General features: G+C 45.2%; 27 protein-coding genes, 1 pseudogene and 1 riboswitch. Of the genes and pseudogenes, 10 read left to right on the forward strand and 18 right to left on the reverse strand.

The genetic code is table 11. From position 1 onward, the window contains the following. The 5 genes from nrdG to WG8_RS24000 all read left to right on the forward strand — a co-directional run. A partial coding sequence (gene nrdG / locus WG8_RS23980) for an anaerobic ribonucleoside-triphosphate reductase activating protein (RefSeq protein WP_007432873.1) occupies positions 1–426 on the forward strand: 426 nt, incomplete at its 5' end. Between the two features lie 147 nt (positions 427–573). Beyond that, a riboswitch (cobalamin riboswitch) is annotated at positions 574–772 on the forward strand. 160 nt (positions 773–932) lie between these two features. Next, positions 933–3,251: a 5-methyltetrahydropteroyltriglutamate--homocysteine S-methyltransferase gene (gene metE, locus WG8_RS23985; protein ID WP_007432874.1), complete on the forward strand. Its 2,319-nt coding sequence runs from the start codon at positions 933–935 to the stop codon at positions 3,249–3,251. Positions 3,252–3,732: 481 nt separating this feature from the next. After that, a complete protein-coding gene (locus WG8_RS23990; RefSeq protein ID WP_007432875.1) occupies positions 3,733–4,062 on the forward strand; it encodes a PadR family transcriptional regulator in 330 nt (109 codons plus the stop codon). 281 nt (positions 4,063–4,343) lie between these two features. Beyond that, a complete protein-coding gene (locus WG8_RS23995; protein ID WP_007432876.1) occupies positions 4,344–5,063 on the forward strand; it encodes a 3-ketoacyl-ACP reductase in 720 nt (239 codons plus the stop codon). A gap of 190 nt (positions 5,064–5,253) precedes the next feature. Further along, positions 5,254–5,691: an AbrB/MazE/SpoVT family DNA-binding domain-containing protein gene (locus WG8_RS24000; RefSeq protein WP_007432877.1), complete on the forward strand. Its 438-nt coding sequence runs from the start codon at positions 5,254–5,256 to the stop codon at positions 5,689–5,691. A 71-nt stretch (positions 5,692–5,762) separates the two neighbouring features. Here WG8_RS24000 and WG8_RS24005 read toward each other — a convergent pair whose 3' ends face one another. Then, positions 5,763–6,026 carry a hypothetical protein gene (locus WG8_RS24005; protein WP_007432878.1) on the reverse strand — a complete coding sequence of 88 codons (264 nt, stop codon included), beginning with the start codon at positions 6,024–6,026 and terminating at the stop codon, positions 5,763–5,765. 51 nt (positions 6,027–6,077) lie between these two features. Here WG8_RS24005 and WG8_RS27520 point away from each other — a divergent pair, with 51 nt between their 5' ends. Further along, positions 6,078–6,239 (forward strand): hypothetical protein, encoded by a 162-nt coding sequence (locus tag WG8_RS27520; RefSeq protein ID WP_007432879.1) that lies wholly within the window; start codon positions 6,078–6,080, stop codon positions 6,237–6,239. Between the two features lie 25 nt (positions 6,240–6,264). Here the strand turns inward: WG8_RS27520 and WG8_RS24010 are convergent, their stop codons facing one another. The 3 genes and pseudogenes from WG8_RS24010 to WG8_RS24020 all read right to left on the reverse strand — a co-directional run bounded on the left by WG8_RS24010 (position 6,265) and on the right by WG8_RS24020 (position 9,194). Further along, entirely contained in the window at positions 6,265–7,374 is a 1,110-nt protein-coding gene (locus WG8_RS24010; RefSeq protein ID WP_007432880.1) for a nitric oxide synthase oxygenase, read from the reverse strand. A 149-nt stretch (positions 7,375–7,523) separates the two neighbouring features. Then, positions 7,524–8,007, reverse strand: a pseudogene (locus WG8_RS24015) (Dps family protein). Between the two features lie 575 nt (positions 8,008–8,582). Further along, a complete protein-coding gene (locus tag WG8_RS24020; protein ID WP_007432882.1) occupies positions 8,583–9,194 on the reverse strand; it encodes a TetR/AcrR family transcriptional regulator in 612 nt (203 codons plus the stop codon). Between the two features lie 213 nt (positions 9,195–9,407). On the opposite strand from WG8_RS24020, the gene WG8_RS24025 reads away from it, so the two are divergent. After that, complete coding sequence (locus WG8_RS24025) at positions 9,408–10,271, forward strand: NADPH-dependent F420 reductase (RefSeq protein ID WP_007432883.1); 864 nt, start codon at positions 9,408–9,410, stop codon at positions 10,269–10,271. Between the two features lie 123 nt (positions 10,272–10,394). On the opposite strand, the gene WG8_RS24030 is transcribed toward WG8_RS24025, so the two are convergent. The 9 genes from WG8_RS24030 to WG8_RS24070 form a co-directional block, all read right to left on the reverse strand. Next, the gene (locus tag WG8_RS24030) at positions 10,395–12,122 is read right to left on the reverse strand and encodes an adenine deaminase C-terminal domain-containing protein (RefSeq protein WP_007432884.1); all 1,728 of its coding nucleotides are present in this window, start codon (positions 12,120–12,122) and stop codon (positions 10,395–10,397) included. A gap of 28 nt (positions 12,123–12,150) precedes the next feature. Next, the gene (locus tag WG8_RS24035) at positions 12,151–13,209 is read right to left on the reverse strand and encodes an ABC transporter ATP-binding protein (RefSeq protein WP_007432885.1); all 1,059 of its coding nucleotides are present in this window, start codon (positions 13,207–13,209) and stop codon (positions 12,151–12,153) included. A gap of 16 nt (positions 13,210–13,225) precedes the next feature. Next, positions 13,226–14,014: an ABC transporter permease gene (locus tag WG8_RS24040; RefSeq protein ID WP_007432886.1), complete on the reverse strand. Its 789-nt coding sequence runs from the start codon at positions 14,012–14,014 to the stop codon at positions 13,226–13,228. A gap of 6 nt (positions 14,015–14,020) precedes the next feature. Beyond that, a complete protein-coding gene (locus WG8_RS24045; RefSeq protein ID WP_007432887.1) occupies positions 14,021–14,842 on the reverse strand; it encodes an ABC transporter permease in 822 nt (273 codons plus the stop codon). 27 nt (positions 14,843–14,869) lie between these two features. Further along, a complete protein-coding gene (locus WG8_RS24050) occupies positions 14,870–15,799 on the reverse strand; it encodes a nucleoside hydrolase (protein ID WP_007432888.1) in 930 nt (309 codons plus the stop codon). Then, positions 15,799–16,872 (reverse strand): ABC transporter substrate-binding protein, encoded by a 1,074-nt coding sequence (locus tag WG8_RS24055; RefSeq protein WP_007432889.1) that lies wholly within the window; start codon positions 16,870–16,872, stop codon positions 15,799–15,801. Before WG8_RS24055 ends, WG8_RS24050 begins: the two co-directional genes overlap by 1 nt. 175 nt (positions 16,873–17,047) lie before the next feature. Beyond that, positions 17,048–17,392, reverse strand: coding sequence for a hypothetical protein (locus WG8_RS24060; protein WP_007432890.1), 345 nt, complete (start codon positions 17,390–17,392; stop codon positions 17,048–17,050). Between the two features lie 588 nt (positions 17,393–17,980). Next, on the reverse strand, positions 17,981–18,277 hold the full coding sequence (locus tag WG8_RS24065) for a WXG100 family type VII secretion target (protein WP_007432891.1): 297 nt from the start codon (positions 18,275–18,277) through the stop codon (positions 17,981–17,983). Between the two features lie 41 nt (positions 18,278–18,318). Then, entirely contained in the window at positions 18,319–19,761 is a 1,443-nt protein-coding gene (locus WG8_RS24070; protein WP_007432892.1) for a lipase family protein, read from the reverse strand. 80 nt (positions 19,762–19,841) lie between these two features. Between WG8_RS24070 and WG8_RS24075 the strand changes: the two genes are divergently transcribed. Then, entirely contained in the window at positions 19,842–20,189 is a 348-nt protein-coding gene (locus WG8_RS24075; protein WP_043891376.1) for a hypothetical protein, read from the forward strand. 312 nt (positions 20,190–20,501) lie between these two features. Then, on the forward strand, positions 20,502–20,858 hold the full coding sequence (locus tag WG8_RS24080; RefSeq protein ID WP_043891384.1) for a hypothetical protein: 357 nt from the start codon (positions 20,502–20,504) through the stop codon (positions 20,856–20,858). Positions 20,859–20,909: 51 nt separating this feature from the next. On the opposite strand, the gene WG8_RS27525 is transcribed toward WG8_RS24080, so the two are convergent. The 5 genes from WG8_RS27525 to WG8_RS24100 form a co-directional block, all read right to left on the reverse strand. After that, on the reverse strand, positions 20,910–21,068 hold the full coding sequence (locus WG8_RS27525; RefSeq protein WP_007432895.1) for a hypothetical protein: 159 nt from the start codon (positions 21,066–21,068) through the stop codon (positions 20,910–20,912). Positions 21,069–21,208: 140 nt separating this feature from the next. Further along, entirely contained in the window at positions 21,209–21,637 is a 429-nt protein-coding gene (locus tag WG8_RS24085) for a hypothetical protein (RefSeq protein ID WP_052310881.1), read from the reverse strand. A gap of 97 nt (positions 21,638–21,734) precedes the next feature. Beyond that, complete coding sequence (locus WG8_RS24090) at positions 21,735–23,759, reverse strand: DUF4163 domain-containing protein (RefSeq protein ID WP_043891377.1); 2,025 nt, start codon at positions 23,757–23,759, stop codon at positions 21,735–21,737. A gap of 17 nt (positions 23,760–23,776) precedes the next feature. After that, positions 23,777–24,835 (reverse strand): hypothetical protein, encoded by a 1,059-nt coding sequence (locus WG8_RS24095; RefSeq protein WP_007432898.1) that lies wholly within the window; start codon positions 24,833–24,835, stop codon positions 23,777–23,779. A 592-nt stretch (positions 24,836–25,427) separates the two neighbouring features. Continuing rightward, positions 25,428–26,384, reverse strand: a complete 957-nt coding sequence (locus WG8_RS24100) for a nucleoside hydrolase (RefSeq protein WP_007432899.1) — start codon at positions 26,382–26,384, stop codon at positions 25,428–25,430. Positions 26,385–26,557: 173 nt separating this feature from the next. Here WG8_RS24100 and WG8_RS24105 point away from each other — a divergent pair, with 173 nt between their 5' ends. Next, positions 26,558–26,740 (forward strand): aspartyl-phosphate phosphatase Spo0E family protein, encoded by a 183-nt coding sequence (locus WG8_RS24105; protein ID WP_007432900.1) that lies wholly within the window; start codon positions 26,558–26,560, stop codon positions 26,738–26,740. The last annotated feature ends 109 nt before the right edge of the window (positions 26,741–26,849 follow it).

Consider the following 26,849-nt stretch of genomic DNA (forward strand, 5'->3'; position numbering starts at 1 on the left):
GGCTGCCGCCATGCCTGTCCCGGCTGCTTCAATCCGGCGTCGTGGAACTTCCGCGCAGGTGAGCCATTCACGCCCGAACGACAACAGGAAGTCATCCGTGACATCATGGACAATCCGCTGTTGGACGGACTGACTCTCTGCGGAGGAGACCCGTTTTTCTCCGCGCAGGAATGCTCGCAATTTGTACGTGACTTCCGCGCAGCCTGTCCTGATCGAAACGTGTGGGCTTATACCGGTTTTGTCTATGAGGATTTGCTCGCAGATCAGGCTCGACGGGAGCTGGCGCTGCTATGCGATGTAATTGTGGATGGACCTTTTGTAGAGCAACAAAAGGACCTGACCCTCCGCTTCCGGGGCAGTCGCAATCAGCGTCTGGTGGATGTAAAAGCCAGTATTCAGGCAGGTCATGCCGTTTCATTAGCTTGAGATCATCTTATGCTCTGCCAGATGTTATACCCTAAGACAAGTCCCCCACTATAGGGAAGGCTTGTCTTTTTTCTATTGCACATCCCGTCAGTTTCACTTATGATGATGAACAAGTATACGAGTGCATAAATATTCGTCATACCTTAATTGCATAGCTTGGAGATAGGTGTCTGTTCTATTCAGTTCAGACTTAAAAGGGAAGCCGGTGTAAATCCGGCACGGTCCCGCCACTGTATACGGGGAATTTTCAGCTATTCATATATCCACTGGTTCACACACAGACCGGGAAGGATGCTGAAAGTCATGATCCGTGAGTCAGGAGACCTGCCTATTTCAACAACATCGCAAGTACCTACGGGAGATAGGGAGGTGTTAAGAGCAGTCACCGTATTTTTGTTTTTTAATCACGGAGGCATTCTTTCCCCTACTCATTTTTAAGCCTGGGGGATGGAATGCCTTTTTTGGTACGTAAAAATAAACTGGTTGCCAGCTAGGAGGAAAAGCACATGTCTATTAACGAACGGTCCGCATTGTCCGGCTTGATTAGCAGTAATCTGGGTTATCCCCGTATCGGCGGAAACCGGGAATGGAAGAAAGCATTGGAACGCTTCTGGAACGGCAGTATTGACGAAAGCGAACTGCATAGTGAGATGAAAAGATTGCGTCTGAAGCATCTGAGCAAGCAGCAGGACAAGGGAATTGACCTCATTCCTGTCGGAGATTTCTCCTATTACGATCACATGCTTGATACATCCGTAATGTTTGGCCTGGTGCCAGAACGTTTCAACTATTGGCCGGCAGGCCCTGTTCCTCTATCTGTTTATTTCGAGATCGCTCGTGGGCAAAAGGGGGCTACCGCCAGTGAAATGACCAAATGGCTGAATACCAATTACCACTACATCGTGCCCGAATTGGCAAATGCAGCCCCGGTACTCACCGAAAACAAACCCTTGCAGGCTTATCGTGAGGCCAAGCAGGAACTGGGCATTGAAGGCAAGCCGGTCCTCATCGGTCCTTATTCATTCGTGGCCCTGTCCAAGGGCTATGACCGTAAAGATCTAGCCACTATTGTACGAAGCTTCCTGCCGTTGTATACCCGTGTCCTGTCTGAGTTAGCAGCGGAAGGTGTTCAGTGGGTTCAGATCGATGAGCCTGTCCTGACCACGTCATTCCCGGCAGAGGATCTGGACATTATTCAGGAAGCCTATGAGACTTTGGCACAAGCGGCACCAGCCTTAAATATTATGCTGCAAACCTACTTTGGCAGCCTGGAGCATTATAAGCGTCTGTCCACCCTTCCGGTACAGGGCTTGGGTCTTGATTTTGTGCATGATGATGGGGAAAATCTTCAGCATGTACTGCAGCATGGCTTTCCTGCAGGGAAAACGCTGGGCGCTGGAGTCGTTGACGGACGCAACATATGGCGTAGTGATCTGAAGGCCGTAGCTGCGCTGCTCAGTCAGCTGGCGGAACAGACAAGCGCCGCACAGCTGATCGTACAGCCGTCATGCAGCCTGCTGCACGTGCCGGTCAGTCTGGAAGCAGAGCAAAAGCTGAACATAGAGCTGGTGCATGCGCTGGCTTTTGCCGATGAAAAGCTCGAGGAAATTGCTGCTCTGACGGCTGCACTTGGCGAGCGCAATCCATCCGCTCTTGCGCAGGTTGAACAAAGCGCGGATGCGGTAGCCCGCTTCAACAGCTCGGCGGCACGTGTACAGACGGCTGCCGATATGGCCGCACTGCTGGCCAAAGAGCCTCAGTCACGCAGCGTTCCTTTCGCCCAGCGTCGTGTGATTCAGCAGGATAAGCTGAAGCTGCCTCCACTGCCTACAACGACCATCGGCAGCTTCCCGCAAACCGCCGAGATTCGCAAAGCTCGTCTGCAATATCGCAAAGGAGAATGGTCTGCCGAGCAGTACCGGACATTCATCCAGCAGCAAATCAAGGAATGGATTGATATTCAAGAGGAAATTGGCATTGACGTGCTTGTACACGGGGAATTTGAACGAACAGACATGGTTGAATTTTTTGGCGAGAAGCTAAAAGGCTTTGCTTTTACGCAAAACGGATGGGTGCAATCCTACGGCTCCCGCTGCGTCAAACCGCCGATTATATACGGGGACGTTTTGTTCGATCAACCCATGACTGTGGAAGAAACAGCCTTCGCTCAATCCTTGACTTCCAGACCTGTTAAAGGGATGCTTACAGGCCCTGTGACCATTTTAAACTGGTCCTTCGAGCGTAATGATATTCCGCGCAGTCAGGTTGCTTTGCAGTTGGCGCTGGCATTGCGGGCAGAGGTAGAAGCACTGGAACAAGCGGGCATAGGCATGATTCAGGTCGATGAGCCCGCAATTCGCGAAGGACTTCCGCTGAAAAAAGAGCAACAACAAGCGTATCTGGACTGGGCGGTTCAAGCTTTCCTTGTGACCACAGCCACCGTCGAGCCTGCGACCCAAATCCATACACACATGTGCTATTCCGAATTTCAGCATATGATCCAGTCCATCTCCGATATGGATGCCGACGTTATATCTATTGAAACCTCGCGAAGCCACGGAGAACTGATTATCAGCTTTGAGGATCAGGTATACGACAAAGGCATCGGTCTAGGGGTGTACGATATCCATAGCCCGCGCATTCCCGATGTGGCCGAAATGCTAAGTATGATCCAGCGTGCTCTGCGCGTCCTGCCATCAGATTTGTTCTGGGTTAATCCGGACTGTGGCCTGAAAACCCGCACCAAGGAGGAATCTATTGCCGCATTACGGCAAATGGTGCAGGCCGCTCAAGCCGCCCGGGATGCGTTGGCTGTATCCAATTGATTTCTGTACATCCTCGTACCACCGCTATTATTCTCACAATATTCTCTTCCCCTCTCCGGTCCTTTCAGCTAAGGCCGGAAGGGGAAGGGTTCCCAATCCTGCCTTTGCCCACCCTCTCATAAAAAGAGATCTTTAACTCTGTCGAATACTTCACAATCTATATTTTAATAAATGAAATTAAAGCAACGTTCTATTTGCACATTTAAGCAACATTCGAGATATTTCTAAATAGAACTACTTTCTTCTACAACATTCGCTAATTATTGAGCCCTGGAAGGGCGAAAACCAGTCATTTTTCACGAAAGATTTACTTAATAAAAATTTAATACCTTGCATTAATCAGTACATGATGTTAAATTATACCTGACTACTATTCCATGATTAGTACCTTGAAAAATTAAGACAAACACACACGTTTCTTCCCCTTACTCCGAACGACATCTATGAATCATCAATAACATCCAGGAAGGGAGCACCGCTCGTGAATGTGAACATCCAATTCAAAAAAGGGGTGCTTGAACTGTGCGTTCTGGTCCTAATTGGTCGCAAGGACCGATATGGCTACGAATTGGCTCAAGCCGTTTCCCGTCATATCGAAGTAGCCGAAGGGGCTTTATATCCACTGCTTCGCCGTCTGGTATCAGAGGGGTACTGCACAACCTATTTACAGGCATCGACTGAAGGACCCCCCCGTAAATATTATCGTCTGACCGATACAGGCAACCACTATACGACAATACTTACACGGGAATGGAATGATTTTGTCCATCATGTCGCAAGCCTACTGGAGGAAGGAAACAACAGCTATTAACAAGAAATGGACCACGGTAGATATACACTCGGGTAATGTAACACTTCAAAATGCCTTCGCACAAAATACATCCATCACCGCTAGTTCAGGCAATGCCGAAATTACTAACCTTCAAAGTACCCACCTGTCGCAAAATAAACATCCGGCAATTTTACAGCCAATCAGGTTAAGCAGGCTTCCTCATTGGGGGCGAGGTTTGGTTCAAGGAACTTATACTTGTATAATGTAACCATGTACTCAAATGCACAAACCGTTATGTATTCTATTAAGGAGGAGACTGGATGGAACTTAAAAATAAAACAGCTATTATTACGGGGGCCAGCAAAGGAATTGGCAAAGCAATTGCCGAAACCTTGGCCAAGGAAGGCGTTAATCTGGGTTTAATTTCACGCACATTGGCTGATCTGCAAAAATTGCAGGATTCGCTGAGTAGTACATACGGCGTGAAGGTGGTAAGCGCTGCTGCAGATATATCGGATCGCGCACAGGCTGCTGCTGCTGTAGCTTCGCTGGAGCACGAGCTGGGCGCTGTCGATATTTTGATCAACAACGCAGGAATCGCTACCTTCGGTACAGTCGCGGATATGGACCCTGAAGAGTGGGAGCGTATTATTCGCGTCAATTTGTTAGGGACCTATTATGTTACACACGCGGCTCTCCCAAGCATGCTGGCACAACAGAGCGGAAATATTATCAACATTTCCTCTACAGCAGGAGAACGGGGCTTTGCAACAGGCTCGGCGTATTGTGCATCCAAGTTCGCTTTGATGGGCTTCACGGAAGCACTGATGCAGGAAGTTCGCAAATCCAACATTCGCGTTACCGCGCTGACCCCAAGCACCGTCAATACAGAATTGGCGGCAAACGCAGGCTTGCCTATTGGCGACGAAGACCGCATGCTTCAGCCGCAGGATTTGGCCGATTTGACATTGGCCGCATTGAAGCTGCCTTCGCGGGTTCAATTAAAAGTAGCCGGTATTTGGACAACCAACCCACAGTAATTCGACACGACATCTTAGATTCATTGGCTGTATCATGCTCCGGTAGTAGGCGTAACTGTACGTCATGCCGGAGCTTTTTTTAGGCATAGTCCACCAAAACAAACTGTAATATAAGCGCTTTGTACTTCCAGCATACATAACATACCATTTTCGCAACCATAAGCGCATTTCATGAAAGGGGAAAAAAATGATGAAAAACACTGGAATGACACGACCTTTAGACCATTTGGGCCGTATTGTGCTACCCAAGGAGCTACGCAATTCCATGAATATTAATATCGGTGATGCCCTCGATTTTTTTATTACTCCGGAGGGCTTGATGATTCGCAAGTATACGGGGGTTTCTTGTTATTTTTGTAGTGCCGTAGATAACTTGAGCTATTTCAGAGACCACCTCATATGTCATAGCTGTATTGAAGCCCTGAAAAGCGACAATCCTTCCAGTCATTCGCATGAAGCCCATCCTGCCCCTCCCAAGAAGAGAAGGAATTACAGAAATCAGAATGAACTCCTGAATAAATTAAAACAGCTCATAGAGGAGCACCCTGATGTATCTCAAAAAGAATTAGCTGAAATGCTCGAACTGTCTCAGGGACGTGTATCACAGCTTAAAAAGCTTCTGCCTTGAATCGCTCTTATCGCCCCCTGTTTGGTCCTGCCACACAAAAAAAGAGCTGCGAGCTCTAGGGGTGATCATTCTCATGCAATGACAGATTGTTCTATAACCGGGACCCGATAGGCCAGCAAGGACTCGTCTATAACGGCAGATATAAACGCTGCTTCGATTTCAGGCATCAGTCTAAGCGCATAGTTCCATGCATTTTCTTCAATATGCAGTACAAGCCGTTGCCGGGTCCCTATCTCACTCTCTTGCTCCAGCACATCGGGGAGATTCACGAGCACAGCATCAGCAGCGTGTCCTATCTCATGGGCAAGCATAACCGTAAAATACTCTCTCTCCAACTTTGCTTCGCTCCTCAAACCAGGAAATACATTGTTACAAAGGAGGATACCATGTCAGAGGATTTTTACGTAGGCTGGGGAACGCTCGCCCTCATTAATGCTGGCTTGGCACAGTCCAAAAATCGGAGTAGGCTAAATTGGTTCCTGCTCTCGCTGTTAATCGGCCCGCTGGCCACACTATTTATCGTTGTATGGGATAAACTGGAGCCCTAGTCCGGGTTTATTTGCAGCTATTCCGTTATCCGGAGTGAAAAGGGCAGCCTTGCGGCTTCGCTTGAACTCCAAAATTCGGCTTCACATGCCGATTATCGTAAGAGCTGTGAAAAATATGCGTTGTCGCCGGGGATAACGGCGGGATCAGCCATGTCCAATCACCTGTCAGCTCACGCCCAGCCTTGGCTTCCCGTTCCTCAAACAGCCGGAATTGTGCCGCTGCGGTATGGTGGTCCACAATGCTGACTCCTGCTTTTTTAAAAGAATGCAGCACAGCAATATTCAATTCCACCAGCGCCCGATCGCGCCACAGCGTTGTTTCGCTGGTAGTATCCAGCCCCATCAGCTCAGCCACCTGTGGCAGCATGTTATAGCGGAAGGGATCCGCAAAATTACGGGCACCGATTTCTGTTCCCATATACCAGCCGTTAAACGGAGCCGCAGTATAGACGATACCGCCAATCTCCAGCGTCATGTCCGCAATCATAGGTACCGCATACCAACGCAACCCTAGTGAGGCCAAATCCGAAAGCTCCGGATGCTCAATGGCTACCTCTAGCACCAGATGCTTGGGAATCTCAAATAGCTTGGGAGGCTGTCCACCCGCTTCCACAACCAGTGGCAAAATATCAAAAGGAGTCATGGCTCCCTGCCATCCCATATCTCTACAAGCCTTGGTAAAATCCAGCGAGATCGGGTCCCCGATCACCCCTTCTTCGGTTTCATAGCCGGCATAACGGATAAGCTGATGATTCCAGATGCGAATATTCGGCAATCCTGGCTTGGAGGCGCGAAATACCGTCAGCGTCGGCTTGATTTTACCGCCATTCGTCCCTATGCGTATATGCTCCAACAACTCGTTTGCCACTTCCTCTGCATCTGACGCGTTACGAGCATCCCTCACCAAAAGCTTGTCCCAAAACAAGCGCCCGATGCAACGATTGCTATTGCGCCAAGCCATGAGTGCCCCGTGCTCCAGCTCTTCAAACGTGTGATCATACGTTCCAGTAGTCTCTATATCTTGACGAATACTAAGAAGCCGGGCTTCCGCTTCATCGCAGCTTCGGCCCAGCTCCTCATAACATGTATATATAAACTGCTCCGCTTCATGCAAAAGCTGTTGGTTCACTTCCATAGCATACACCCCATCCCGGTAGCTCTATGATTCATGAGCCTGTGGTCTTCCACGTCTTCTCGTCATTATACTCCAGTGGCAGACTGGAACCAACGGGATGTGTGCTTGTTCACCTGATCTCCACATTCGTGGAAATTTATCCCAATCCCTTATCCCAAATACGCACTGAGCATCCAGATATGTTTATCTACCGCTTCTCTCAAACCATTAAGAAGATCCTCAGTCGCTTTATCATGTGCCATATCCGCCGCTTCCATACTGTTAGCCAGTTCACCAGTAATGGTTTTGAAATCGGCAACAACGGACTTTACCATATCCTCGGCTGTTTGCTCACCTGTAGACTCCTGAATAGCCGACAATTGCAAGTGCTCCTTCAAGGTAGCAGCCGGACGGCCGCCAATGGCCAGCAGACGTTCAGCAATCGTATCCAGATTGGCTGGTGGTTGCTTCATTATAAAGCTCCTCAAATTTAGCATGCAATGTGAAGAAGTTAGGACCTTTTACGTACCAGTGGAAATAATGCAGCTTCGTGTACAACACGGACCAGGTAGCTACCTGACGGTTCAAAGCCTTATGCAATTCTTGAATAGCCTCTTGTGTAGGTTGTGCGTTCGTATGATTTAGTGTACTCATGTTAAAATCCCCTCTCGTTATCATTCAAAATATAGTTGGTGTAAAGCTTGGATACTCGTTAACAGTAGTGTCTGATTTTCTTCTAAATCCCATGCGTGAATCCAATAAATATTCATCAATTAATTTAGACTTAATCTAAATCCTGTTTTAATTATAACACGGTATCTATGTTTTTCAAGACTTTATTCGTGTTTAATCATGAAGATTATATGAAGTTGCCAATTCGCTTAAAGCAAACACTACATGCATTCGGGTTCCTAAAATCAAGGATCGTTCGTCTATATCAAATCGGGGATGGTACAGTGGATAAGAAGGCTGTCGGCCAGGCGTGCTTATTCCAATAAAACCGAATACGCCAGGAATTCTGCTGATTATAGAGAGCGAAGTCCTCCCCTGGTAAAAATTTATAATATCGATTTAGCCTAAATGTAGTCTTTATCCAGCAAGCCGTCAACGCGTTATAGATAGGTCACATCAATAAGAGTATGGAAGATGCTAATTTTGTCTGCTGAATCATGACAAAAAAGAGGCGACTCACATGGGAGTCGCCCCTATTACTCAACTGCATCACACGGTCATTGGAGACCTTTTATTAGAACTTCAACTGATTTCTCACCCGTTTTGACAATATCGTAGGCGAAGTTTGAAAGACACCAGGTAACCAAGACCCCTGTTAAATAAGAGTATACAGCATTAACGATCTCTTCTCTGGATAAATCACTTCTGAATAGTGAGTCGGAAATTCCTTCGTCAACGATTTCTAAGAGAAGCTCCGTCTCTAAACAATCGGATAAGAATGAGGAACTTTCGGGCGATTTTAATGTTAGATTGACGATAAAAGCAAGCTTAGTCAATTCTTCTCCAATGACTAATGGAAAGCCTAGGGCAACCATCATAAAAGTTTTAAGCTTGTCGATTGCAGAAGCATCTTTGTTCTCTAGCAAATACTTCTTGAAATTTTCATCCATATATTCAGAAATATCGTCACGGTACAATTTTCTGATGATATCCTCTTTGGACTTATAGTGAATATAAAACGCGCCTTTAGAAAGGCTGCATTTCTCGCAAATTTCGTCAACCGTAACATGGCTATAGCCTTTAGTTAGGATAAGCTCTTTAGCCACTGTAAATATTTTTTTCTTTGTCGCCTTCCCCTTGAGCTGTCGATTCGTTTCTGTTGCCTTCATGCCATCCCTCCTGTGATGCGTCGAGGTCAAACGCCGGTTTATCTATTTAACAACTACAACTATAATGCATGTGTTTTTAGTAAGTCAAAGAATACGACTTGGTCGGAAGGTTTGACAAAATAAAAATGACCGAAGTATACTGACTGCAGTCACTTTTATTTATAAATGACGATGAAAAACACATCAAACCATACGGAGAGAGGGTTGTACAGATTGAAGATCGCCATGATCGGAACGGGATATGTTGGAGGCAACCTCACCAGAGTCATGACCAAACTGGGGCATGATGTCTCGATCACAAATTCGAGAAATGCTAAAGCGCTGCAAGAGCTAGCCGAGGAAACTGGCGCAAGGCCAACAACGATTAACGATGTTGCCCAAGGGGCCGAGGTAGTGATTATCTCAATTCCCCCAAAAAGTATTCCCGACCTGCCACCAGGGTTTCTCGATAAGATCGCTCCAGGCGGGGTAGTCATTGATACGGCCAACTATTATCCGTTACTTTTCGATATTCTCATTGAGCCTGTTGAAATAGGGCTGCCTGAAAGTCGTTGGGTGGAGCAACAAATCAAACACCCGGTCATTAAAGCATTCAATGCAACACCTTGGTATAACTTGACACGAGGGCTGCCTGCGGAAACCCCAGGTCGCCTAGCCATGCCTGTGGCTGGCGATGACCCGGCTACTAAGGCTATCGTATTAAAACTGGTGGAGGAAATAGGGTTTGATGCAGTCGATGCTGGCGGCTTGGATGAATCATGGCGTCAACAGCCCGGAACGCCTGCCTATTGCGTCGATCTTGATGTGCCAGGCATGCATAAAGCTCTATCCCAAGCGACTAAAGAACGCAGTCGTGAATTCAAAGCCATCAATCTTAATGACGAAGAACGAAAAGCAGCGCATGAGATGCAGAGTGCTTTTCACAAGAATATCAACAAAGCCGTCCTCACTCTAATGGAAGCGAACTATTGGACGGAAGCTGAAGCAACAAGAGCTCTTTTCACTCAATTTTTGACGGGCAACAAACCAGCGAGCGATATTTTGAAATTCGTTTTTGAACATAAACGTCTAGACTAAGAAAATCCGGTACATCTTCACCTGGATCGCCTAGAAAACTAAAAAAGAGAAACCCTGGCCTTCACAAAGACCGGGTTTCTCGACAAGCTGGAGAGCCGACCCACATGGGGGTCGGCTCAACTATTATTCTTGTATTTTGGAAGGTTCCACGATTAAAGGTACAACCTTGCCTGCGTTGACATCAATCAGGCCGTGATCGGTAATTTTCAAGGCCGGGCTGACCGGCAGAGAATGCGTGCTCAGCGACATGATTGGATTGTAATGGCGGTAGCCCAGTGACAGCATGGCTGAACGCAGCTCCTTCACTTGGGCCGCAACCATTTCCAGCGGCCCTTCTGTTAAAATCCCGCCTACGGTTAACGGCAAATGGGAAAGCACCTTGCCATTTTCAACTACACAAAAGCCGCCTTGGCTGGAAAGAACCGTATTCGCGGCCAATACCATATCCTGCTTGTTATGCCCTACAACCAACAGGTTATGATTATCGTGCGAATAGGTGGTTGCCACCGCGCCCCGTTTAATCGTATCTCCCCCGATCAAACCGTAGGCACGGTTGCCGTTTTTGCCATACCGTTCAAACGTAGCGATAAGTCCGTGCTCACCATGTTCCCATATCAACTCACGCTGCTCCACTTGCATAGGTGCAATCTGCTCGCTTGTAAAGGTCGATCCATCCTCGACCATCATGATACGGCATTGATGCGTTCCATCAGCTACATCCATCTCTACAGTAAAATCCTGCTCCGTGAGCGGCTCCAGCTTGACACTTTGATAAAAATGGTCAGGGAAGCGGTGTTGCATCAATCCCTGATGGTATTCCTCGAATTTATCAAATACCTTGTTCCCGTCCTTATAGACTTGGTCTACATCAAACTGGCCAAGATCGGACAGCAACACAAAATCAGCTATTTTTCCCGGTGCAATCGTTCCACGGTCATGCATGCGCATCCGTCCCGCCGGAGTATAGGTGGCTGCATAAATGGCGTCCTCAGGCTTCATTCCCATCCGGATCGCTTTAGCTACAATATGATTCAGATGTCCTCGCTCCACGAAGGAGTCCGGCATCACATCATCCGTTACGAAGCAAAAATGCTGTGCCACATCTTCCTGGATCAGGTAATCCATCACCTCAGGAGTCATGGATTTTTCCTGAATCTCAATAAACATCCCTGCGGCCATCCGTGCCTTCATGCCTTCAATGCTTTGATGCGTATGGTCCGAACCAATTCCCGCATAGATCAACTGATGCAGGTCCAAATCCAACAGCTTCGGAGTATGACCCTCAATAATCAGCTCCGGGTAATGCTTACGAACATGGCGTAAGATGCGATTCGTTTTGCTGTCCGGGTTACGGATCACATCCACATAGTTCATAATCTCACCCAGGCAAATCATCTCGCCGGTTTTCAGCAGCGCATCAATCTCAGGAATATCTATTTCGCCCCCTGAGGTTTCGAGCGGCGTTGCCGGGACAGAGCTTGGAATACTGTAAAACATATCAGCCACGCAATCCTTGCTGGCTTCCATCATTTCCCGAATTCCTTCCAGTCCAAAAACATTCGCCATTTCGTGTGGCTCCGGTACAATCGTCGTCACACCGTTGCGAATGAGTCCATAGGAAAAAGTGGCTGGTGTCACCATCGTACTTTCAATGTGCAAATGAATGTCGATCAAGCCGGGAATCATATATTTCCCGTGCCCCTCCACAATTTCAGCAACCTCGAAAGACTCCAGACCACGCTGACCAATATACATAAACTTGCCGTCAAGTATAGCAACGTTGCCTACTTCAAACGTCTTATAATAACTGTTATACACCTTAACTTGTAAAATCATTTTGTCTGCACGCATGATGTATCTCCTTCATGGAACCCGCTGATTATTGGACCAGCACCATTTTATCTGCCGGAAAATGCAGGGTAACCCGTTGACCACTGAGGTAAGGCGTATCCATTTCCTGATTGGCGGTAAAGCTTCCCTTCGCCGTTTCTACCACATATTGATAGCTGCGTCCCAGGTACGTACTCACCTTAATGATGCCCGGAAGCTCATTTTCCCCCGTCTCATTGCCTTCTGTACGAATGACCAAATCATCCGGGCGAATAGCACCCTGACGAGCACCCGGTTGAGCTGTACCCTGATTACGAGCAACGCTGAACGATAGATCTCCTGTATGGAGTCGAATATGATCTCCTTCTTCAATACGTTCGTCAAAGGCCAGAAAATTATTAAATCCGATAAAACGGGCAACAAATTCGGTCGTTGGATATTTAAAAATGGTCGACGGCGCATCCAGTTGCTCGATATTCCCCTTATTCATAATCGCAACCTGGTCAGAGATCGAAAAACATTCCTCCTGATCGTGCGATACATATACGGTAGTAATCCCCAATTCCTGTTGAATACGGCGGATTTCTACACGCATATTCACACGCAGGTTAGCATCCAGGTTGCTCAGCGGTTCGTCAAACAGCAGCAGGTCGGGTTCAATCACAAGTGCCCGAGCAATCGCGACACGTTGACGTTGCCCTCCTGACAATTCACCGGGGAAGCGCTTTTCGAAGCCCCCCAGACTGACCGTTTCCAGCATATTCATCACACGGCGTTTTACATCATCTTCCTTTACCTTGCGCAAGCGCAGTCCAAAGGCAACATTATCAAAAACAGATAAATGCGGAAAGAGTGCATAGCTTTGGAATACAAAACCGAAATTCCGTTTGTTGACCGGAACCCGGGTATAATCCTTATCCCCAAACAAAAATGTTCCTTGTTTGGCTTCGAGAAATCCTGCAATGAGACGCAGCGTAGTCGTTTTGCCACAACCACTCGGTCCGAGCAACGAAAGCAGTTGCCCCCGTTCGAGCTGTAAATCGAAATCCTGCAAGATCAGTTGGTTGTCATAAGCGACCGATACGCGATCCAGAGTAAGCAGTGCCATTAGGTTAAAGCCTCCATTACCTTTTAGTGAAGTAAGACAATCCCATCAATCGTTCGATCAAGAACATAAGGATACCGGTCAAAATCATCAGCATAACTGAAATGGCTGCAATCGTCGGGTCAAAATAATTTTCGACGTAGGTCAGCATTTGAATAGGCAGAGTGCTGAAGCCCGGTCCTGTCATGAAGACGGAAATGTCGACATTGTTGAATGATTCCAGAAAGGCAATCAGGATAGCCGCAATAATACCTGAACGGATGTTAGGCAGAACCACCTTGAAAAAGGTTTCTAGCCGTCCAGCTCCCAAACTGAGCGCTGCTTCCTCAATCGCAAAATCAAAGTTAGACAAGCTGGAGGCAATGACCCGTATAATGAACGGCAGCATAATCACTGTATGTCCGATTAAAAGTCCGGCGTATACCGGCAAATGATACACAATGATCAGATAGCGCAGTAGGGTAAAGCCAAGAACAATGCCCGGTATGAGCAGCGGGGATAGGAATAGAGCATTCAGCGCATCCTTCCCGCGAAATGAAAAACGACTAAGCGCATAAGCAGCAGGCATACCAATCAGCAACGCCATGATGTTACCCAACAAAGAGACGACAATCGACGTTTTGAACGTGGACATGAACAAGTCCACCTCAAAAATGTTCTCATACCAGCGCAAGGAGAAGCCCTGCGGCGGAAATTTTAATACCGTGCCCGGCTCGAAAGAAGTGACCGATATGATCAACAGCGGACCGAGCAGAAAGATGAAGACCAGCAGGCTAAAGAAGCCTAGTCCGTAATGTTTCTCCCGCATATCCACCTACCCCTTCGGATTGAGTTTATGGGCCGTCTTATTTAAGAGACCGACCACGATAAATGTAATGACAATCATAATAGTTGCAATAACGGAGGCTAAAAACCAGTCGTTCAGCGTCATCGCGTTCTGATACAAAAATGTAGCGATAACCCGCTGCTTGCCACCAAGCAATGCTGGTGTCGTATAGGCAGTCAGGCTGCCAACGAAAACAAGAATGCTCCCGATGATCAGACCCGGCACTGACAGCGGAAATACAATTTTACGAAATGCGCTGAACCTTGAAGCTCCGAGGCTCTGAGCAGCATGAACGAGATCACCGTCGATATTTTCAAGTACACCGATCAGTGAAATAATCATCAGCGGCAAAAACAAATGAACCAGACCAATAATCATCGCCGCCGGGGTGTACAAAATATTCAATGGCTCGTCCACGATTCCCAAACCGAGGAGCACGTTATTTAACAAACCTTTGCGGCCCAAAATGACCATCCAGCTGAATGACCTCACCACTGGGCTCGTCAACAAGGGAAAGATAGCCAGCGCCAGTAAAATTCCTTTACGACGCGGAGCCTTTTGCGAGATATAATAAGCTGTTGGGAAGCCCATCAATACACACACAAGTGTCGTAACAACACTAACTTCCAGCGTAGTCAGCAATATTTTCAGAAAATAAGGGTCCTTGAAGAAATGGAGATAGCCTTCTAGGGTGAAAGAGCTGTTCTGTACGAAGGTCGAACCGATCGTCAGCACAATCGGAATGACCATGAACACCGCCAGAAAGAGCAGACCTGGCAGCAGCAGCCAATACAAGTATGTTTTCTTCATGGGTAGCTCCTTGCGGTTATCAAAATGTTATTCCTTGTTCAGCACCTGGATAAATAATTCCAGAAAAGCTTCGCTATCCACCTGCTCGCACACATTCATGTTGGGTCTATGATTGAGACGATTCTGCACATCGCCCACTGTTTGTCCATCACACAAGCGGCTGGAGGTTTCCACGTCGACATACAGCAGCGAGGTTTCTACCAGCCTCGAATCCAGCGCAACGCCCACGGCAAGCGGATCATGAAGCGCACATGCTTTTACCCCGTTGCGTTCCTCATATCGTTTGGTGTAGACAGCTGTGCTTTCAGCCACATAGTTGCGAATGGCCGGATCGGTCAGACGGGCAATATGATCCGCTGTCAGCAGCGCTTTCCGTGTTACATCCAGTCCAACCTGTACCAGCCGTTTAAAACCGGCATGAAATACGATCCGCGCCGCTTCAGGGTCGGCATACATGTTGTATTCGGCCACAGGCGTAATATTGCCGCAGCCGTGAATAACACCGCCCATAAAAACAACTTGATCGACGCGTTCCGTCAGCTCGGGGCACTTCAGCAACGCCAGCGCCAGATTGGTGAGCGGACCGGTGCAAATGAGCGTCACTTCTCCCGGAAGAGCCATCACCGTATCAATGATGATATCCGGAGCAAAACCTTCGGACTCCGATATGGCCGGGATCACTTTACTCAATGCGCCCCCGATCCCGTCTTCTCCATGTACACGGTGCTCATGCAGCCCTTTACGTATTAACGGTGCCTCGGCCCCCCGATAAACCGGAATATCCGGTCTATCCAAAAGGTCGAGGATTTTGCATGTGTTCAATGTTGCTTGTTTCAGCGAAACATTGCCACACACCGTAGTAATCGCCTGGATATCCAGCTGACCACTTTTAGCTGCCAGTAAAATACCTAACGCATCATCAATACCTGTATCTACATCTAATATGACTTTTTTCATTATTGTGCAACTTCCCGGTTCCAGCGGTCTGTCCAAGCCTTCATATGGTCGTTAACGAATTTCATATCCAGCTTGGTCAGCTTGTTCACCACATCTGTACCGTACGTAATTCCTTCTGTATCAGCACCGGACAGTACCACCTGCGTGTTCACCGGAGAATCCACTTTCGCCTTGGCAGACTTTTCTTGAACTTCCTTACTCAGCTGCCAGTTGATAAATTCCTCAGCCAGCTCCTTTTGGTCGGAGCCTTTCACTACATTAATCGTGTTCATTACTGCATAAGCACCTTCACTTGGAGCTACAAATTTCGCTCCTGGCACAGCCGCCTGCAAATCTTTGAAGTACATTTCCATAATCGGTCCACCTGCGATTTCCTGCTGGCTGAACATGTTGACGAACTCGGATGTTTTACTATAAAACTTAACGATATTCGGGCTCAACTCTTTCAGCTTCCCGAAAGCTTGATCTTCATTAAACTCCTTACTACCCGCTACCTTGGAGGCTGCATCTACCATCATCGGTCCAGCTGTTGCTGTGATGTTCGGCAAAGTCACGTTTCCTTTGAACTCACTGCCCCACAGATCAGCCCAAGAGGTTACATTCTTTTTCACCAATTCCGGGTTGTAGGCAATACCGAGACGGCCCACCGTATAAGCAGGGCCATAATCCTCGCCCAGCGGTGCTTTTGCAATATCATAGATTTGATTCAAGTTTGACACCTTGCTGCGATCCAGCTTTTCAAACAGCCCCTGTTGAATCCCTTGTTGAGCATAATAATCAGACAGATAGATCAGATCGACATCCGTACTTCCTTGACTGATTTTATTCAACCGCTCTGCGTTATTTCCAATTTCCACGACTATATCCACGTTATGTTCTTTTTCAAAGGGCTCGTACACTTCTTTATTGAAAAAGTCTTCGGAAAAGCCCCACGTGGAAATGACCAGCTTCTTTTTCCCATCAGCTGAGCTGTTTTTTCCATCTGTCTGACCGCCAGTAGCATTGCTGCCGCAACCTGCCAGTACCACAGATGCCAAGGTCACAGCCACGAATCCTTTAAACCATTTTTTCATTAGAAACTCCCCCTGTTTATTAATTTCTCACACCTAATGACACAAAAAAGAAAAGTACTCTTGTAAAACAAGAATACTTTTCTTCGTAAACAAAGAATAAGTTGATCCCGCTGCGCGTTATAACAGGTTCTCCCCTCAGATAGATCCGAAGCGAAAAGCCGAATATCCAATTGTATTAGGATTCCTTCAGTATGATGTTCGTGATTGCCCACTGCGTTGCTGAATCATAATCGCGCAGCAGAGCTTCAATATCGAGCCCCATATCCTCAACCAGCTTTTCGCGAAGTCTTTTTTTATACAGCATGGACATTCGGAAATCCACTTCCAGCTTCAAGCCGGGGGCTTCCACTTCCAATGCCGCCGAGCGTGGAGAACGCCGGTGCTTCGCCACAAAGGAAACTATGTTGTTCTCAACGGTGGCCCGCAACAGCGTGGTCCCGAAGCCGAACAGTTCCTTTGAAACTTCATTGTAAATCTGGCACATCCGCTTCTTGCTTTCGTTACTGTCGAGCAGCGTCATGAACCCACCCTCATCAGCATATTACGTACAATCAATCTTTCAACACGATAGATTATACATAAATATAGGATAAATAGCAATCATAATCCCTGATTCAATAACATATGATGCGAAAAAGCGAACAATATGTCGAACTTTGTAGAGGTTTAGAATATTTTCGCGTTTTTTGGTCTGAGATATCATAGCCACCTTTTTCGTCTCCATTCCGGGAGAATAATTTTTCTCTTCTACTATATATGTAGTTTGAATACGTCATTTCTTCCAAGCACATTTAACCGTACTCCGCTGGAATCCCCATGGTGTACGGTTTATTTTATAATGTGTAACTAACTGCGCTGGACTGGAGACTCTTTATGAAAAAGCTGATTGAATCAATGAGGATACTACAAGGGCAGCCGGCCACAGCAGCATAAAATTCGCTATAATATACGCCTTCTTAAAAGCATAACGATGATAAAAATACCAACAGCTCCATGAAATAAATACTCCTAACGGGTAGCTCATCAGGATATAGACAAAAATATAACTGATCAGGTGATCACCGGCTGTCGGTGCATCAAAGGAAAATACAGCTATTGCGGTTACCTATCACCATTGAGCAGCACGTTTACGTTTCTCTTCCCGTCGATCAGCTTCTTCCATTTTGCGAATATAACGTTTCAACTGCTCTTTATGCTCGTCCAATTCTTGTATTCGTACAGTTGTTCCCTGGAGAAATGCCTCCATTTTACGTGTTAATTCAGCAGCCGATTCACCCCGCCAATCTTGCAGACGACCATATATATTTCTCATCTGCTGCTCTTGATGCTGAAGTCTTTGCTTGAGCTGCTCGCACTGCTGTACAGCCCTCCGCAGATCCCCCAGGCTCAAAGATATTCTGCTCATCTCTTGTGCCTCCTGTTGTGTTCTTCCAGTTGATGATCTATTTACTGATCCACCACCTTAAATTCCTGACCCTTGCGATCTATATACTCCGCGATCTCCGTAATTGATTCCTGATACCAGCGATTAATCCGATCCAACGTCGCCGTTGCACTATGTGCAATCGGGGTCAAAGACTGACTCTCACTGGTGCCGATATGAGCCTGAAATAACTGGATGGATGCTCGGGTATCGCTGGAAAACCCATGCAAGCTGGAACGCATCTGATTAGCTGCGTGCTTTAGCTCCTCGGGTGTTAATTGAATTGTGCCTCCATTTTTGTTGCCCACAAAATAAGCCCCGCGTTGCCCTGCTCCCATGATATTCACTCCCAATGCAGTAGCAGCAAGCTGCCCGAAAGCACCCATTTGACCACCGTAGCGTTCAACCAAATCGCCCATCACTTCCTTGAATTTTGCCTCGGCCGCAAGCCTTTCCTCGTATGCCTGTAATCGCGGGTTGCCCTCTACCAGTTGTCCGTCCATCGTGTACAATGGATTGCTGATATTTCCATCTGCATTAAATGAAAAATAATCCATGCTATGTGTTGTTTCTCCCATTATCGAATTATAGAACTTCGTAATGGGGTCTTGTTGCATCATAGGCAGCGTAATCGGGACGTAAACAATGGGAGACCATTTGGGTCCCCAAAAAAAGTCGGCCCACTTATTTTCTCTTTTGATCGGTAACGAAACAGGAATAGTAAATTTTGCTTCATTAGCGGTTTTATAATCATTATTTATAAAGTAGGTTGTACCCACATGCGGCTTTGCATCCTTAGCTCCCGAACCGATGGTATCTTTCGGATTGACATAAGCGACATTCGTCTTTTGAAAATCTCCGTTTTCCACCTTCTTTTGAAGATCATCCGGTAACAAATGTACAATGCTTGGTGCATTATAACTGACCGAGGACAGCCCGTTCCGTACCGCAACGTATTCTGCCTCCGCTCCTCCCAGAGAATGGCCTGTGGTAGATATTTCAGCAGAGGGATACTGCTTCTTCACTACATCATACAGATTTTGAGCTTGTGTAAATTGATTATTCTGGTACTGTGCCTCATATTGATGAAATGCACTTTGCACTTGTGGCGGGAGTTTGTCCACCTTTCCCTTGTTATTTTCATAATATTGATGGACTTCCTCCAACGTTTTAGCACGACCACCCACGACATCGTTAATATCGGTCCCCCAGTCCATCGCCACACTCCACTTTGGACGATCAGGCGGCTCAGTACCTCTATAACCTATAATCACCTGATCGGTTTTTTCATTATAAAAAACCGTCGCATCAAAACCTGAGCCATTAGTGTCATGCAACATGGCCCCTTCAGGTTCAACAATCTTCCAGTCGGGAACAACCCTGCTTTTTGAGTCTTTAGCAGTCAACTCCCGGTCATATATTCTATCCGCAATGGTCCAATATGTTTTATCGCTAATGAAAGTCAAATCATTCCCACCTTGTCTATTATGTAAATATATTATAGAGTTATGAAAAAAGGTGATTACCAGAAAAGGAGAATTGTAACTTGAACAGAAAAAAACCACTAATTCTGGCACTTATTTTAATGGTTATGTACTTAGGAGGCTGTTCCAACTTGTCTAACAACGAAAAAAAAGAATTAGTAGATGTCGCTACTCCTATCGGTGTGAAATTTATCAAAGAACACTACAACGCCGATTTCATATTAAAGGATTATGCTGTAGATGATCCGGCCGTCCACTCAAGGATATATCTGTATGGATACATTAAAGGTCACGAAGACAGCAAAATTACGATTTACTATAACTATAAAACGAAAGAAGTCATCGATGTCTCCGGGCCGGATTGGTTTATCGACAGTGAGGTTCCCAAGTACAAGTCCCCTTCTTCCTGAGAAGGGCCCTCCACAAACCTTTTATTTTCCTAGGTCAGAATAGCTTGCTGCCAATGTTAACGTCTAATTTTTCCCAGATTAAGAAGTAGTATTATTATAGTGCATCCTATTTACGAGGGATATAGTCAAGAGGAAAAATAAGTATAAAGTCATTGGAGACAGTATATCTGGTCATAGTACATAGTTTCCGTAAAATAGGTCTTTGTAACCGTATGTTAGTAGAAGATTGCACAGATGAACATAATCTTTAATTGTTGTACAGTTTTAAAGACAGATTTTCGTATGTTCACTTTGCCAGAAGGGGAAAATCTATTGAAGAAGAAAAAATTTTGGATTACTATTCTTGTCTCGCTCTCCATCCTTGTAGGTGTTTTTTATTACATGCAGTACACTTCGAAGGTAGAAAAAGAAGAAATCGTACAAGCTGGTATACCTATCGGGCAAGACTATATTAGAAAATACTACAATGCAGAATTTATATACAAAAATAACGAATTTATTGGCAGTTACGTTAACTCTACAGTTTATCTTCGTGGCTATATAAAAGGACACGAAGACCAAGTCATATCTATTGCCTACGATTATAAAAAGAAAGAAGTGCTTGATGTAAGCGGACCAGATTGGTTCATTGACAGCCGAAATCCCAAAATAGAAGCATCTACTCCCTAAAAAGCTGCATCAAATGATAAGAAAAGGCTCCTGAGGAGCCTCTTCCAGTCGTCACAAGACACATTTACCTTCTTCACTTTTAGTACTATCCTGATTTACATGAATAAAAGGATATTCGCCTCTGCTTATTTTACGTTTCCATTCCTGAATCATATCTTCCTGGGTTGGCGGCTGCTCATTCACGATTGCTCCAGTAGTTACTTTAGCCATGACTATTATTTACCTCTCACGATGGATTTAATTATTGCGTCTTTATCATTTCTCCAGTCATTTTGATGTTGCCATCCATTTCTACCAGACTCGTTTTACATTTTAAACCGATGGCATCTTTCGCTGTGACTTGTATTGTGTTACCCGCATTGAACACCAGACAGCTCCGGCATGCAGTACCATCCCGTATTCCCTTCCGATGTATAAAATGTAGCCGTTGGAAAAGCGCAGGTTTCCTTGACGTTCGGCTTTACCTTATCCATTTCATAAAAGAAAACCTTCACATGATCCTGTTCGATTCCAATGACCTTGGACTTTAACGAGATGCCGCGAATATTCTCATTTAAAATCAATTCCTGCTTCATTCCATCGGCTGTCGTCAGCACATATTCATGCCACAAGGTATTGTGCCGTATAAACGCAACAGACTGCAAAACGCACAAGTTTTTCCCTTTGAATTTAACCTCTGCCCCGATTTGTAGCAGGACATCTTTGGCCCCTGTCGTTTGCACTTTATAATACAACAAATCCTCGTCCTTGCTTGCCCCTGGTTTGGTTTTTCTGGTCATGGAGTAGTTATACTGTTTGAGCTCACCTTTTGTTATACCGTCGGGCAATCCAAAATAAAACTGAGGTTATATCCCATGTTTCTGCTCCTTTGGTCGGTTAGTCTACGTTTATCCGTTGTTTGCTTACATATTGAATGACATCCTTGATGGTTTGATTATGTCCCTTATCATTGATGGCCTGATCCAGTGCAGGCAGCGTGGTAAAGGTTTTATTTTTCTTCTGAAAGTAAATACCTGCCATAGGGAATTCATCAACTCTACCAGGTCCATGAATCCCGTTATCTACACTGGCAATGATGATAACATCCTTCAATCCATCCTTATTTACATCCTTGAAGGCCACCGCTTCTACACCTCCGTAACGTGCAACCCACTCATGATTTCCGTAGAACTCAGGAAATGAATATACAATATGTCCTTGATCATCTAGTAGAAAGAAAAAGTATTTACGGAGACCTTCCGGATATCCATATGTGGATACAAACCGTACTTTCCCCGAGCCTTCGAAAGTGGTCTGAAAAGACTGTGATTCTTCAACTTCATATTGATTGGTATCCAATCTTCCCCCGTTAACAACGGTAGCGGACTGATCAACAACAGGACTTAGTTCACTCCATAACTCCTTATTTTTCTTCATGTCATCTGGAATTTGTTGAAGACGAATTTCATACTCTGCATGATCCCCTGCTGCATGAGCTACAGGAATACTAATTCCCAGTGAACCACTTGTGAGATAACTAAACGCATCTGATTCTGATCCCTCGGCTGAATCTTCGAGTACATCTGCGTTTGTTAACGATTGATATAACTCGTCTTGAGTAAAATTACCGAGTAAATCTTTTTGCTCTGGCTCTACAGCTGTGAATTTCCCGCTTTTTAAAAGCTCAATAAAAGGTTTTTCGATCTTTATGAGATCACTCAATCTTAATCTTAAAGCCTGCTTTATATCCAAGTTGGTCGTATAAAAAATATGATTAGGATAGGCTGCCTTCTTCACATAACGAATACCCGTATATTGAATACTCAAGAACCGTTCACTTTGCCGTTTAATCTCATAATCAATTTTGAGATGAACTCCAGAATCAGAATCTCCGTATTCGTGTAATCCTTTTAAAGCTTCGTTCTTAAGAATTTGGTTTAAAGACTTCTGCTTAGCAGCATCTTCAAGTTTCGTAATTTGAGGATATTTAATATCGATTCCGTTTTTCGAATATTTCTCTTGAATGAGTTCATAGCTTTGCTGATCAATATGAGTATTTGAGCTGTTGTTATGTGCAGAATCAATATGGACTTCTCCACTTTTGGAGAACTCAATGATAATGTTCTGTTCAGAATCATCATTGTTTATTAAGAAACCATCGCCGTGCTCTAAAACTCCGATACTCATGCTATCATGTTGGCGATTTTCTAAAATAAACTCATCCACATCCTTGTTCAATTCCCACGCATCCGGGAGCTTCATCTTACCTACATCTATGCTCTTCTGTATCCACTTTTGCCCGGATAATTCCCACAAATCAACAAATACGGGGTCTGGATGATATATTGAAACATATCCCCCCAACAACAACTGTATTCCTTGGTCTGAGTCTCGAATCACAAAATCTGTAGTCAATTTTGGCCCGTCATCCTCAAGCATCTGGACATGCACAAGTTCCTTCGTACTCCACCACTGAATAAATGTGTATTTTCCTCCGATTGTACCTGTCACCGTAGTGGGTGCTCTATAATTCACAACTCTAACATTTAGTCTTTGATTTTTTAACTGGAACGACTTCGTTATCACAGTAAGTTTGTTATCAAACTTTTCTGCAAATTCTACGTCCTTCATCTCTATACTTTCTGGTTCGTTTAACAAAAAATTAATATCCCGTGTGAACTCCTCAATCTTTTTTTGTCTGGCATCAGATTCCACATTCTCATCGTTGACTATATGAAGTTTTTGCACTAACGCATCCAACTTTTTCGAATAAGAAATCGTTTTAGCGTCATTTTGGAGAGAAAGCGTATGATTAGTTTCTGTTGTTGGAGAATCCTGTCCCTTCGTACATCCGTTCATTACTACACAGGAAATTAGTAGTAACAGGACGCAACATATACGACCGCCCTTTAAGTGATTCATGCTGGATATCACGCTCTCTACAATTTATCGTTTATCTCTATACTCATAATCTTCCATTTATCTGACTGTTTTTCCAACATAAACGTAATTTCCTTTTTCGCTCTTTCTTCTAATGAATCATCTTTTACCAAAAATATTTTTCGGTTATCATCGCTACTAACCTCATCAATACTCAGTTCCAACACCGGGTAAGATAAATATGCTAAGCTGGATAAATCGATGGCATCCTCAAAATCATATGTTTGCCTTGCTGCCGGATCGGTGAGCTGGTCCATTTCAGGAAAAGGTAAATCAAACCACTTCATAAGATAATCAACTTCCAAGTAGTTCAATATCACAGCCTTAGGATCGCTTGGATACACAAATTTTCCACTTTTGTTTTTAAACAAAAGCTCCAACTTCTGCGGGCCAGTCCCATCATATTTCTGATAGGCCACGATGGTATGCTCCTGAGTATCGCTAAACTCGTAATAATCTACACTTTCAAAGACACCGTCATGATTAGCATCTTTCAACGTCCGAATCCCTTGTCCAGTAGCATTAGGAAAATCAGAATTTATACTTTTGATATGATTATTTTCCAAGGCATATATGGAGAATCCCTCTGAGTAAGCACCTCCATCGCCTATAGAGTATACAACGATAAACTTTTGATCCGTTTGATCCAGCTTCATGATTTTCACATCAGTATTTAGATGCACAACTATAACAGGGTCCTCTAATTTATCAATAATGTGATAGCCATCATCATCCTCCCGGACTACAAATATGTTGTAAATCTCCTCTTTTTCTAATCCAAAAGCAAGCACGTATTCCGGCTTTCCATCACGGTCCAAATCTTCTTTTAATACTTTTTGAAGCTGCTCATTTTGGGGTTGGATTTTCTTTATAAACTGATCTAATGTGTCAGAATCTTGCACAGTGTGTTTTGCAGAATCTTTCACTTTCTCAGGACTAACAATAGTTGGTGTAGACGATTTAGGAGCGATACTTTTTACCTCGGCCTCTTCATTCACACCACAACCACTAAAAATTAAAACAGCTAAAACAAGTACAAATAACTTCTTATTAGTCACGCTTTCCCTTCTTTCAAAATGCCTATTTTATAATAACTTGATTACCTTGATCAGTCTGTGTAGGTTCAGGACAAGCCGTTGCAGGCATATTCTTATATACGGGTATTCTAAAAGTAAGAGGTGCATCTACGGGTACGCCGCATGGAATAAGTTATTGGAGTTTTTTCTGATTCAGCACCTCTTTTGCGTAGGTCTCACAAAAGTGTTCTAGTGCTTCCAGTCTATTCATAATCCCACCTCTAAACCTATTATATAGAATATTTACATGATATTACTGGTACTATCCTCCTATTTTATTACACTTTTTTCATATGATGAAATTTTAAATGAAGGCGTGAAAAACTTTGAAAATCACTAATTATTTTCATGAATGTGTATTCATATGCCCGATACCTCCCAAAATAGCCTGCTCACTAGACCTACAACATGGAGGTTTGCGCAAGCGAATAGGTAAATCGAAGTAGAAGGCTCGGGCTGCCTGGAAACAAAAAACCCGTGACGGATAACGTCACGGGTTACGGGTTTTGATATATAGAGCTTTGCAGATAGATTGCATTTTCATTCCAAGCCGCACACATAGGCATGGCGAGGCTTAGTAACGTTTGGGAGCAGCCTGCTTGGCTAAATCTGTCATATACGTAAAAAAGGCTTCCGGGTCTGTATCATATACCAGGTTTACAGGACGACCTTCCGCCTGCTCCACCGTTCTGCCCTGGCTTGGACCTTCAGCGATGACGCTGCAATGCACCGTCTTTTTCTTGACAATGTCTGGTCGTCCGACAGATGCAGTGGTCAGAACATCCCATAGAAAGTATGTTGAATTCGTTTCACTATAAACGAGCGGCGGACAGCCTGCGTAGCAGTTGCCCAGGAAATCCACGCCCTCATAGCGGCGTTCGGCAGCCCAACGGTTGCGTACGGCTGGCGTCAATGGCACTTTGCTTGTGCTTTCCAGCGCCACCAGATCAATGGTAATGCCGCTTTGCCATACACGGTAAGCCGCTTCAGGGTCCCAGAACACATTCCACTCTGCTGTGCCGTCATGCTCTGGCTCCTCTACATTCCCTTTTTCAAAGGTGCCGCCCATCCATACCAGCTTTTCAATCTTGGCTTCAATGTCCGGTGCCTCATCCAGCGCACGTGCCAGATCGGTTAGCGGTCCGGTAAACAGCAGCAGCGTTTTACCCTCGGCTCCGCGCACCTTTTCGATCAGATGCTGATGAGCCGGCAGGGATGAAAGCGGCGCTTCCATGCGCCCCGATTCATTCAGCACCGGTAATGCATCCACATAAAAGGAATGTATACGCCAAGCAGCAGGAAATGGATTCTTACCGCGTGAATTGGATTTAGCAACTTCCACAGGCCCTTTATTTTGTCCAAAACGATCAATAATTTTACGGCTGGCATCCGTTGCGGGCTCCAGGTAGCCATCCGCTGGAATAACAGATACTCCGGTCAAATGAACCTGCTCCATCTGAAGCAGCATAAACAGGGATACCAGATCATCTACTCCACCATCATGATTAAAATAAACGTTTGTCTGACTCATCTGTCTCTTCCTTCCTTTATCCCCGTAAAACAGGCTTGTTCTTATCGGCATCATTCTTCATTATGCCTGATCGCTGCACAGGAGTAAATGTGCTGGTGATCAGTTATGTATGCTTCAAATTTTATGCAATTACTTTTATAATCTAATGAATAGCAGAGAAGAAGGTGCAGCCTATGGTGTCCAATCTGAACGAACCCGGAGATAGTTTACATGCCATCATTGAAAAATTGCGCAGAGAGCTTATTACAAAGGCACAGTACACCTCATTTACCGACCCTTCCATTATAGAGTTAAGCCAACGTCTGGATCATTATGTAGTCCTTGCTCAACTGAAAAAAAAGGGCAACTACAACTAATGCCTCCTTTCTCTCCGCTACAGAATCCCCTCTCAGGGCCTTATTTTACATATAAAATGCCTGTTTCCCTATCCGTCCCTGAGCCGCTTCTGCGGTTCAGGGACGGATA

The organism is Paenibacillus sp. Aloe-11 (genome assembly GCF_000245715.1).
Lineage (GTDB): Bacteria > Bacillota > Bacilli > Paenibacillales > Paenibacillaceae > Paenibacillus > Paenibacillus kribbensis.